Source organism: Mesobacillus sp. MER 48 (assembly GCF_023714225.1).
Classification (GTDB): Bacteria; Bacillota; Bacilli; order Bacillales; family Cytobacillaceae; genus Mesobacillus; species Mesobacillus oceanisediminis_A.
On sequence record NZ_JAMAUR010000019.1, the window covers coordinates 1 to 10,367 of the forward strand.

A 10,367-nucleotide genomic window follows, 5' to 3' on the forward strand; every position below is an offset into this window, starting at 1 on the left:
GGGTAATTAAGGGAATGAATATCCCTCTTTGTCTTATAAATCCATCAAATCCAATCCTATAAACTGGATATAAAGTAAAAGAGGCGACTCTCAGGTCGAATTTATTCAACCTTTTGAGTCAGCCTCTAATCCTATACTTTCAAAGCAGACTGGACTTTCCAGATTTCATCCGCATATTCCCTTATGGTCCTGTCGCTGGAGAAATATCCGGATTTAGCGATATTGACCAGGCTCATCCGCAGCCATTCGCCACGGTTTAAATATGTCCGGCTGACTTCCTGGTTTACCTCTGCAAAGGAAGCAAAGTCCCTCAGAACAAAATACTGGTCATTATGCCCCAACAGGGAATCATAGATTTCATTAAAATGGTTTTCTGTATCAGGGAAGAAGCCATTTACCAGCTGGTCAACAACTTCCCGGATCCGTTCATCATGGTGGTAGTACTCCAGCGAATGATAGCCGCCGTTATGCTGGTAATCCAGCACTTCCTCTGCGCTCAATCCGAACAGGAAGATGTTCTCCCTGCCAACCATTTCCGTGATCTCGACATTGGCACCATCAAGAGTGCCCAGTGTCAAAGCTCCGTTCATCATGAACTTCATATTTCCTGTCCCTGAAGCTTCCTTGCTCGCGGTTGAAATCTGCTCACTGATATCCGCTGCCGGAAAAATTTCTTCGGCCAGCGACACCCGATAATTTTCGAGGAAAACGACCTTCAGCTTATCTTTCGTCTCCGGGTCATTATTCACCTTATCAGCAACACTGTTAATGAGTTTAATAACCTTTTTGGCAAAATAATACCCAGGTGAAGCCTTGGCGCCAAAAATGAATGTCCGTGGATATAACAACGCTTCAGGGTCCTTTTTCAACGCATTATACAGATGCATGATGTGAAGCACATTCAACAGCTGCCGCTTATAGGCGTGCAGCCTTTTTACCTGGACATCGAAAATCGATTCTGTATCGACTTCAATCCCTGTTTTATCCAAAATCCGCCTTGCAAGCCGTTCCTTATTCTCTTGCTTGATGTCATGCAGTTTTTCCAGGAAGGCTGCATCCTCCTTGTAGCGCATCAATTCCTCCAGTTTATGCGGTGCCCCTGCCCAATCTGGCCCAATTGCATCGGTAATCAGCCCGGACAATCCAGGGTTTGCCTTCAGAAGCCAGCGCCTGTGGGTGATGCCATTGGTCTTGTTATTGAATCGCTCTGGATAGAATTGATAAAATAAGTTCATTTCCCGATTTTTCAAGATATCCGTATGGAGCTTCGCCACTCCATTAATGCTGTGACTGCCGACAATCGCAAGCGGGGCCATCCTGACCTCGCCATGGGCAATGATTGCCATGGATTCAACCCTGCCCCAATCGTCAGGATATTGCTCCCATACCACTTTACAGAAACGCTCGTTTATCTCTTCGACGATCATGTATATACGCGGCAGCAGCGGCTGGAATATCCTGATCGGCCAGCGTTCAAGCGCCTCTGCCAGGGTCGTATGGTTTGTATAGGAAAGTGTCTGGACAGTAATATGCCACGCATCCTCCCAGCCAAGTCCCTCTTCATCCATCAGGATCCTCATCAATTCAGGTACCGCGATCGCAGGATGTGTATCATTGATGTGGATGCTCACATAGTCATGGAACTCTAGCAAGCTCTTATTCTTCTTTTTAAACGACTTCACAATCGCCTTCAGGCTCGCCGCGACAAGGAAATATTGCTGCTTCAGCCGAAGGATTTTACCTTCATCATGAGTATCGTCCGGATATAAAAACTCTGAAACCGACTCAGTATCCTTCTTATACTTAAAAATATCGGCATTTGCCGGGAATCTTGATGGTTCAGCATTCCAAAGACGCAGGGTATTTACTGTCTGGGTCTGGTAGCCGATGACAGGAAGATCATAAGGAACAGCCATGATGGTCTCCGCGTTCAGATGCCTGAAAACAAGCCGGCCATTTTCCATTCTGCTCTCAATCTCTCCCCAAAAAGGTACTTCCACTGCATCATCAGTCTTGCGCACCTCCCAGACATGGCCGTGCCTTAGCCATTGCTCCGGAAGTTCAACTTGATAGCCATCAACGATCTTCTGCTCAAACAAGCCATGCTTATAGCGGATTCCGCAGCCATGTCCAGGCAAATCAAGCGATGCAAGGGAATCGAGGAAGCAGGCGGCAAGACGGCCAAGGCCTCCATTGCCAAGACCGGCATCCGCCTCAATTTCCTCCAATTGATCAAGCTCGATCCCCAGGTCCCTGAGTCCCTTGCACACAACCTCTTCAACACCCAAATTGATCAGATTGTGCCTGAGCAGACGCCCCAGCAGGAATTCAATCGACAGGTAATACACCTGTTTTTTCGCGCCAGCACGATATAATTCATTCGTTTTGATCCAATCAGAACTCACATGCTCCCTGATCATATGCCCGAGAGTCTGGAACTGCTCCCGGCTCGTGCTTTCTTCAAAGCTGGTTCCAAACATCATCTCGAGTTTTTTCAAGAAAGCGGTTTTGAATTTGGGAACACTAGAAAACATGCGATTCACTCCTTGAGATGAGATCGGAATACAAGTCTTTGTACTGTCTTGCCGACTGCGCCCAGCTATAGTCTGTTTCCATCGCCTTTGCCATCAGCTGCAGCCACTTTTCTCGCTTACGGTAAAATGACAGTGCCCGTTCAATCGTAAAGAGCATGTCATGGGCATTGAAATTGGCAAAAGTAAAACCATTGCCGTCCCCGTTGAATTCATTATAAGGCTGGACCGTATCATTCAGCCCGCCCGTCTCCCTGGCAACCGGGATCGATCCATAACGCATTGCAATCATCTGGCTCAATCCGCAAGGCTCGAACTTTGATGGCATCAGGAATAAATCCGATCCTGCATACACCTGGTGTGCCAGATTTTCATCAAAACCGATATATACGCCACATTGGTCAGGATACTGCGCAGCCATTTCCCTGAAGAATTGCTCAAACTCAGGGTCACCGGTGCCAAGAACAACGAGCTGCAATCCAGTTGCCATTATTTCATGGAAGACTTCCCTGACCAAATCAAGGCCTTTTTGTTTCGTCAGCCTTGTGATCATCGCAACAACCGGAACATCATCATTAACCGGCAGGCCAAAGCTTCGCTGTACCTGCAGTTTGTTGATCACTCTTCTTTCTAGTCCCCATACCCCGAAATTGGCAGCCAGGCCAGGATCGCTTTCAGGGTCATAAGCATCATGATCGATCCCGTTTACGATCCCGGAAAGATCCTCATTTCTTTTTCTCAGGATTCCATCTAGTTTTTCACCAAAATACTCAGTCTGGATTTCGTCTTTGTAAGTAGGGCTGACGGTTGTGATATGATCTGATGAAATCAATGCGGCTTTCATGAAATTGGCCATCCCGTAAAATTCCAGCTGTTCCTCATTGAAATAAGAACTGTCAATCTGCAGCAGGTCACCCAGCACTTCCCGAGGGAAAATCCCCTGGAATTGGAGATTATGAATCGTGAATACCGACCGGATCAATCCATAACCCGGACGCTTATAATACTCTGTCCGCAGCAAGAAAGGAATCATTCCGGTATGCCAGTCATGGCAATGGATCACGTCAGGATAAAACTCGCTTTCGGCGATGAACTCGAGCACCGCCCTGCTAAAAAAGGAAAAACGCTCCCCATCATCATAATGCCCATAAAGACTATCCCGCTTGAAGTAATATTCATTGTCCACAAAATAGAAGGTGACACCATCATGTTCAAGAGCTTCAATGCCGCAATATTGCGAGCGCCAACCCAATTGCACAGTAAACTCTTTCACTTTCTTCATTTCAGAGCGGAATTTCTCAGGAATCAATCCGTATTTCGGTAAAATCACCCTGACATCCGTTCCTAATTTTTCCAGTTCCTTCGGAAGTGATCCTGCTACATCTGCCAGGCCTCCTGACTTGATGAAAGGAACACATTCCGATACTGCGAATAATACCTTCACGAGCTGCTCCCCACTCCCTGTACTGCTCCTTTACGGATGACAGCAGGCGAGTCTGCTGGCGCTGTAATCACGGTTCCTGCCTCGATTCTTGCATCCTTATCTACTATTACAGAGTCCAATATACAATTCTCCTTAATCTGCGTCTTTTGCATGATGATACAATTGCGGATCACTGTACCCTTCCCAATTTTCACACCTCTTCCGATGATGCTGTTTTCAACGGTCCCCTCAATCAGCCCGCCATTGGCGACCATTGAATTCCGGACCGATGCATCCACATCATAGCGGGTTGGAGGCTCATCTTTCACCTTTGTTAAAATAGGGCGTTCTTTAGGGAATAACTCCTTCCAAACCTCAGGCTTCAGCAAATCCATGCTCACACTGAAATATTTAGCGATGGTATCCACCATCACTGCATAGCCTTCATAGTCGTAATAACAAAGCTGGAATTGACTGCTGGTATCCCTGGCAGCATCCCTCATATTCGAATATCCTGTTTCATTCCTTGTCATGATCAAATCCATCAGCAGGGTTTTTTTCACAAGATAAATTCCTAGCGACCTTCCATTCTTCTGAACTTCTGTAATGTCACAACCGGATTCGATATGCCAGTCAAGCAACGGCTGGAAATCCATATTGAAAACCGTATAGGAATTCGCTATCAGCGCATAATCCTGCGTACTCCGTTCAAAATAATCAATGTTATCGGCAAAGTGATCCAATGTTCCGATTCCCGTATAATTTTTATTCAGATTAGATGCCGGGAAGAAAAACAATCCATCCCTTTTTCGGTTGAGGTCCCAATTCCTTCCTGAACCTAAATGGTCCATCAGCGACCGGTACTGGTATTTCGGAAAAATCGCCACGCTCTCGATTCCCGAATTAACCATGTTTGAAAGGATAAAATCTATCAGCCTGTATCGCCCGCCAAAGGGAATCGCCGCCACCGACCGATGCAGGGACAGTTCCTGGAGATCTTCGTGAACGGTTGTCGCATCTATTACTCCCAATAATCGTTTGTTCATTTCTATTTCCTCCCGAAGTCGGCTCAATTGGATTGCAATTCACCGATTGTTTCTTCCGATACTAATGTAATTTCATTGCAGCTACCATCTGGCCTGATGATTGTACCATCAGGGACATATACGCCTGGCGACACAATCGCCTTCTCAATCACGCAATTATGGCCGATGACAGCATCTGGCATAATGACCGTTTCCTTGACAACCGCTCCTTTTTTAACCGTCACACCCTGGAATACGACCGTTTTGGAAACTTCTCCTTCAATCTTGCAGCCCTCATTGACAAGGGATTCCGAAACTTCCCCCTCTGGGCAAATATATTGCGGCGGCTGATTCGGGTTCACGGAATAAATCCGCCATGACTGATCAAATAGGTTCAGTGCACAATCTTTATCCAATAAATCCATATTCGCTTCCCACAGGCTCTGAACAGTACCAACATCCTTCCAGTAACCTTTAAAAGGATAGGCAAATAACTTCATATTTTCTTCGATCAGCAGCGGAATGATATCCTTGCCAAAATCATGGCTGGATTCTGGGTTCTGGTCATCTCTTATCAGATATTCCCTTAAAACACTCCATTTAAAAATATAAATTCCCATCGAAGCCAGATTATTTTTAGCGACATCCGGTTTTTCTTCAAATTCAGTAATTCTCAGCTCAGAATCCGTATTCATGATCCCGAAACGATTGGTTTCTTCCCAAGGCACCTCTATGACCGAAATGGTCACATCAGCCCCTTTTTCAACATGATAGTTGAGCATCAATTCATAATTCATTTTATAAATATGGTCACCCGAAAGAATCAAAACATATTCAGGATCATACTGATCAAGATAATTCAGGTTCTGAAAAATCGCACTTGCCGTGCCTGAATACCATTTAACCTCGGAACTCTCAGCATAAGGCGGGAGCACCGTCACACCTCCATCCTTTCTGTCGAGGTCCCATGCACTGCCTATGCCGATATAGGAGTTAAGCAATAACGGCTGATACTGCGTCAATACACCGACTGTATGGATGCCCGAGTTTGTGCAGTTACTTAATGGAAAGTCGATGATTCGATACTTGCCGCCAAAAGGGACAGCTGGTTTAGCGAGATTCTTTGTCAGTGAGTGCAGACGGCTTCCTTTTCCTCCTGCCAATAGCATTGCCACGCATTTCTTCTTTTGCATGATTGTTTCTCCCCTTTCTTTTAATAACAGGACGTAAAACTGAGATTCCGAATGGAGAAATACTCATCTCTATAGAATATGGCCTTCCATGGAAAGCTATTTCCTTTGCTTTTCGCACTTTTTTATTCAACACGCCTGAACCCCCGAAAACCTCGGCATCGCTATTTAAAATTTCCCGATATTCCCCGGGCTTCGGGACACCAATCCGATAGTCACGGTAAACTTTCTCGGTAAAATTGCAGACGATGACAAGCAGATCTTCCGGATTCTGCCCTTTACGGATAAAAGAGAAAACCGACTGGTCACGATTATCCGCGTCAATCCACTCAAAACCTTCATAGCTCTGGTCAATCTCATACAGTGGCTTTGAACGCTTATAGAGTTTGATCAGCTCTTTTGTGTAATGGTTCATTTTTTCATGCATTTCATACCCGAACAGATTCCAGTCAAGCTGTTCTTTGTCCTTCCACTCCGAAAACTGGCCGAATTCGGTTCCCATGAAGGTCAGCTTCTTTCCAGGATGCGCGACCATGAATCCAAGCAATAGCCGCAGCTGCGCAAATTTTTGCCAATAATCGCCCGGCATCTTGTCGAGAAGAGACTTCTTTCCATGCACCACCTCATCATGTGAAAAAGGCAGCACAAAATTCTCTGAAAAAGCATAAAGCAGGGAGAACGTAACCTTATCATGTATATGCTTCCTGTTATGGCTTTCTTCCTCCATATACTTCAATGTGTCGTTCATCCACCCCATGTTCCACTTGTATGTAAAACCCAGTCCGCCATACTCCACGGGAGCCGTCACCTGCGGCCAGTCGGTCGAATCCTCCGCGACCATCAAAGCTCCAGGTTCAAACTCTTTCACTGCTTTATTCAATTTCTTTAAAAACTCCACCCCGTACGGATTGGCTGCATTGACTGAATTAGGCCAATAAATGATGTTCGCAACCGCATCGACCCTGAAGCCATCAATATGATATTTCTCCAGCCAGAAAATCGCACTCGAGATCAGGAAGCTCTGGACCTCTGTTTTTCCCAAGTCAAAATTGGCTGTTCCCCAAACCAGGTTCTCCCGGTCACTCTCACGCTGGTATTCAAAAACATAACTGCCATCAAACTGGTACAGCCCATGGGCATCCTTGCAAAAATGGCCAGGAATCCAGTCAAGGATAACCCCAATGCCGTTTTGATGGCACATATCCACGAAATACATAAATTCATGTGGTGTTCCATAACGGCTTGTAACAGAAAAATAACCTGTGGATTGATAGCCCCAGGACATGTCGAGCGGATGCTCAGTTAAAGGCAATAGCTCAATATGTGTGTATCCATGTGAAAGAATATAAGGAATCAGCTCATCTGCAAGCTCACGATATGTAAGGAACGATCCATCATCATGCTTTTTCCAGGAACCCACATGCAGTTCATAGATGAACACAGGCTCATCGAGCGTGCTCCGCCCCTCCCTCTTCTGCAGCCACTTCTGATCACCCCATTTGTACCCATCAAGGGAATAAACAACCGAAGCGGTATTTGGCCTCTCTTCCGAGAAGAAAGCAAACGGATCAGCTTTAAGCTTCTTACCCCCGCCAGCTGTAAAAATCTCATATTTATAAATAGCTCCAGTCAGATCACCCTCTAAGGCAAGCTGCCAGACACCTTCCTTATTCACTTTATGAAACTTATGATTCTCTCCATACCAATGATTAAAATCACCAACAAGCTTTACTTCAAGCGCATTTGGAGCCCACACACAAAATCGAGTATATGTTTCGGTTCCTCGATTCATGACATGCGCACCAAATAAATTATGACTCTGATACAAATTCCCTTCATGGAACAGATGCAATTCAAACTCTGTTGGATTAATTACCAATGCCCTCCACCTGCCTTTGTAAAAACGAATAAAACTTCCTATTTGAGTAGTATTCTAGTTACCATAAAAAATTCCTTGTAAACATTTTCTTAATTTTTCGACAATAATACTTAGTAAAGCCGGTAATTCGACAAAAGCCCGAAAATGGTAGCGCTTTAATGTACTAAATCTTCCAATTACGCGAAATTTGGAGAACGAAAGTTGAAAGTGAATAATGATTTTTTGAGAGGGTTGGTTGAATTTATTAGGTTTGGCAAAGAGTTGGTGATTAAAAATATTTTTCAGTTGATAGCGTTTTCATATGGAAATGATGGAATAGTGATTAGGACTGAGGGGGGTTACGTAGACTTCCTACTGAATACAGCAATACTATTAAGTGGTCGTGTAAAGCCATTGAGGTTGATTGTATGATCTGTTTTTTACGAAGTTTATGCGGTTGAATTCTCATTGGCTCGGATATTGGAGGAACACATCACTCGTCACTAGTTTATGTGACCGTTTTTCTCTTTCTTCCTAAAACCGGGAATATATCTCTCGATATGTGCCTCGTTTTTTATTACTGCCTATAACCGGGAACATATCTCTTCTTTATCTGCTCCGTTTTTCTCCTTCACCCTATAACCGGGAACATATCTCTTCTTTATGTGCTCCGTTTTTCTCTTTCACCCAGAAACCGGGAACATACCTCTTCCTTTTGTGACCCGTTTTTCTCTTTCACCAAGCAACCGAGCACATATCTCCCCTAAAGTGATCAGTTTTTCCTTTTCAATCCTTTACCCTGGCATAAATCCATAATCGTCGCTTCTATGTACTCTGTTTTGATAGTGCGTGCAGCCTGCTGTATTGTTTAAACAACATCTTGGAAAAAAGCAGACAAGTTGGAAGAGAACACCTGGTTCCTCTGGAGGAAAAAATTTTAAGAACAAAAAAAGCTGTTAGCACAATTGCTAACAGCTTTCCTTATGACCCCTACGGGATTCGAACCCGTGTTACCGCCGTGAAAGGGCGGTGTCTTAACCGCTTGACCAAGGGGCCTTATGGCGGAGAAGGAGGGATTTGAACCCTCGCGCCGGTTACCCGACCTACACCCTTAGCAGGGGCGCCTCTTCAGCCTCTTGAGTACTTCCCCATAATGGCTCCGCAGGTAGGATTCGAACCTACGACCGCTCGGTTAACAGCCGAGTGCTCTACCACTGAGCTACTGCGGAATAATATAAAAAATGGGCCTAAGTGGACTCGAACCACCGACCTCACGCTTATCAGGCGTGCGCTCTAACCAGCTGAGCTATAGGCCCATATATGGAGCGGGTGATGGGAATCGAACCCACTACATCAGCTTGGAAGGCTGAGGTTTTACCAGTAAACTACACCCGCATATTAAGAAAAGGGGCGACTGATGGGAATCGAACCCACGAATGTCGGAACCACAATCCGATGCGTTAACCACTTCGCCACAATCGCCATATCTCAATCATATATAATTAATTAAATTAAATAAGGTGGCTCAGGACGGAATCGAACCGCCGACACAAGGATTTTCAGTCCTTTGCTCTACCGACTGAGCTACTGAGCCACTATAATAGTGTATCTAAAAAATAAAAATGGCGGTCCCGACCGGGATCGAACCGGCGATCTCCTGCGTGACAGGCAGGCATGTTAACCGCTACACCACGGGACCAGATTGCGGGGGCAGGATTTGAACCTGCGACCTTCGGGTTATGAGCCCGACGAGCTACCGGACTGCTCCACCCCGCGACAATATTAATAAAAAACTATGGAGGAGGTAGAGGGATTCGAACCCCCGCGCGGTGTTACCCGCCTGTCGGTTTTCAAGACCGATCCCTTCAGCCAGACTTGGGTATACCTCCGTATTCAAAACAAGTAAAATGGTGGACCTTGTAGGACTCGAACCTACGACCGGACGGTTATGAGCCGTCTGCTCTAACCAGCTGAGCTAAAGGTCCAGGATATCCTAGATTGAATAGGTTCAACCAGATTAAATTTGGTAGCGGCGGAGGGGATCGAACCCCCGACCTTACGGGTATGAACCGTACGCTCTAGCCAGCTGAGCTACACCGCCAAATTATTTTATTAAGATATAATGGTGGAGCCTAGCGGGATCGAACCGCTGACCTCCTGCGTGCAAGGCAGGCGCTCTCCCAGCTGAGCTAAGGCCCCATATAATATAAAGCATGGTCGGGAAGACAGGATTCGAACCTGCGACCCCTTGGTCCCAAACCAAGTGCTCTACCAAGCTGAGCTACTCCCCGATAAAGAGAAAATATAATGGCGCGCCCGAAAGGAGTCGAACCCATAACC

At 45.7% G+C, this 10,367-nt stretch carries 5 protein-coding genes and 14 tRNA genes; all 19 read right to left on the reverse strand.

Annotated features, from left to right (window positions below):
* Positions 1–131: 131 nt before the first annotated feature.
* The 19 genes from M3593_RS23430 to M3593_RS23520 all read right to left on the reverse strand — a co-directional run bounded on the left by M3593_RS23430 (position 132) and on the right by M3593_RS23520 (position 10,318).
* Complete coding sequence (locus M3593_RS23430) at positions 132–2,534, reverse strand: glycogen/starch/alpha-glucan phosphorylase (protein ID WP_251545042.1); 2,403 nt, start codon at positions 2,532–2,534, stop codon at positions 132–134.
* A complete protein-coding gene (gene glgA / locus M3593_RS23435; protein WP_251545041.1) occupies positions 2,524–3,975 on the reverse strand; it encodes a glycogen synthase GlgA in 1,452 nt (483 codons plus the stop codon). The genes M3593_RS23430 and glgA overlap by 11 nt, the downstream gene beginning before the upstream one ends.
* Entirely contained in the window at positions 3,972–5,000 is a 1,029-nt protein-coding gene (locus tag M3593_RS23440) for a GlgC family sugar phosphate nucleotidyltransferase (RefSeq protein WP_144476977.1), read from the reverse strand. Before M3593_RS23440 ends, glgA begins: the two co-directional genes overlap by 4 nt.
* 23 nt (positions 5,001–5,023) lie before the next feature.
* Entirely contained in the window at positions 5,024–6,172 is a 1,149-nt protein-coding gene (locus M3593_RS23445) for a glucose-1-phosphate adenylyltransferase (protein WP_285848181.1), read from the reverse strand.
* Entirely contained in the window at positions 6,090–8,048 is a 1,959-nt protein-coding gene (glgB, locus tag M3593_RS23450; protein WP_251545040.1) for a 1,4-alpha-glucan branching protein GlgB, read from the reverse strand. Before glgB ends, M3593_RS23445 begins: the two co-directional genes overlap by 83 nt.
* A gap of 963 nt (positions 8,049–9,011) precedes the next feature.
* Positions 9,012–9,083 (reverse strand) — tRNA-Glu (locus M3593_RS23455).
* Between the two features lie 3 nt (positions 9,084–9,086).
* Positions 9,087–9,177: transfer RNA gene (locus M3593_RS23460), tRNA-Ser, on the reverse strand.
* A 4-nt stretch (positions 9,178–9,181) separates the two neighbouring features.
* Positions 9,182–9,256, reverse strand: a tRNA-Asn gene (locus M3593_RS23465).
* A 13-nt stretch (positions 9,257–9,269) separates the two neighbouring features.
* Positions 9,270–9,343 (reverse strand) — tRNA-Ile (locus tag M3593_RS23470).
* Between the two features lie 5 nt (positions 9,344–9,348).
* Positions 9,349–9,422 (reverse strand) — tRNA-Gly (locus M3593_RS23475).
* Positions 9,423–9,436: 14 nt separating this feature from the next.
* Positions 9,437–9,509: transfer RNA gene (locus tag M3593_RS23480), tRNA-His, on the reverse strand.
* Between the two features lie 39 nt (positions 9,510–9,548).
* Positions 9,549–9,621, reverse strand: a tRNA-Phe gene (locus M3593_RS23485).
* A gap of 29 nt (positions 9,622–9,650) precedes the next feature.
* A tRNA-Asp gene (locus tag M3593_RS23490) sits at positions 9,651–9,726 on the reverse strand.
* Positions 9,727–9,729: 3 nt separating this feature from the next.
* A tRNA-Met gene (locus M3593_RS23495) sits at positions 9,730–9,803 on the reverse strand.
* Positions 9,804–9,823: 20 nt separating this feature from the next.
* Positions 9,824–9,916, reverse strand: a tRNA-Ser gene (locus M3593_RS23500).
* Positions 9,917–9,935: 19 nt separating this feature from the next.
* A tRNA-Ile gene (locus M3593_RS23505) sits at positions 9,936–10,012 on the reverse strand.
* A 39-nt stretch (positions 10,013–10,051) separates the two neighbouring features.
* A tRNA-Met gene (locus M3593_RS23510) sits at positions 10,052–10,128 on the reverse strand.
* A gap of 22 nt (positions 10,129–10,150) precedes the next feature.
* Positions 10,151–10,226, reverse strand: a tRNA-Ala gene (locus tag M3593_RS23515).
* A gap of 15 nt (positions 10,227–10,241) precedes the next feature.
* Positions 10,242–10,318 (reverse strand) — tRNA-Pro (locus M3593_RS23520).
* Positions 10,319–10,367 lie beyond the last annotated feature (49 nt).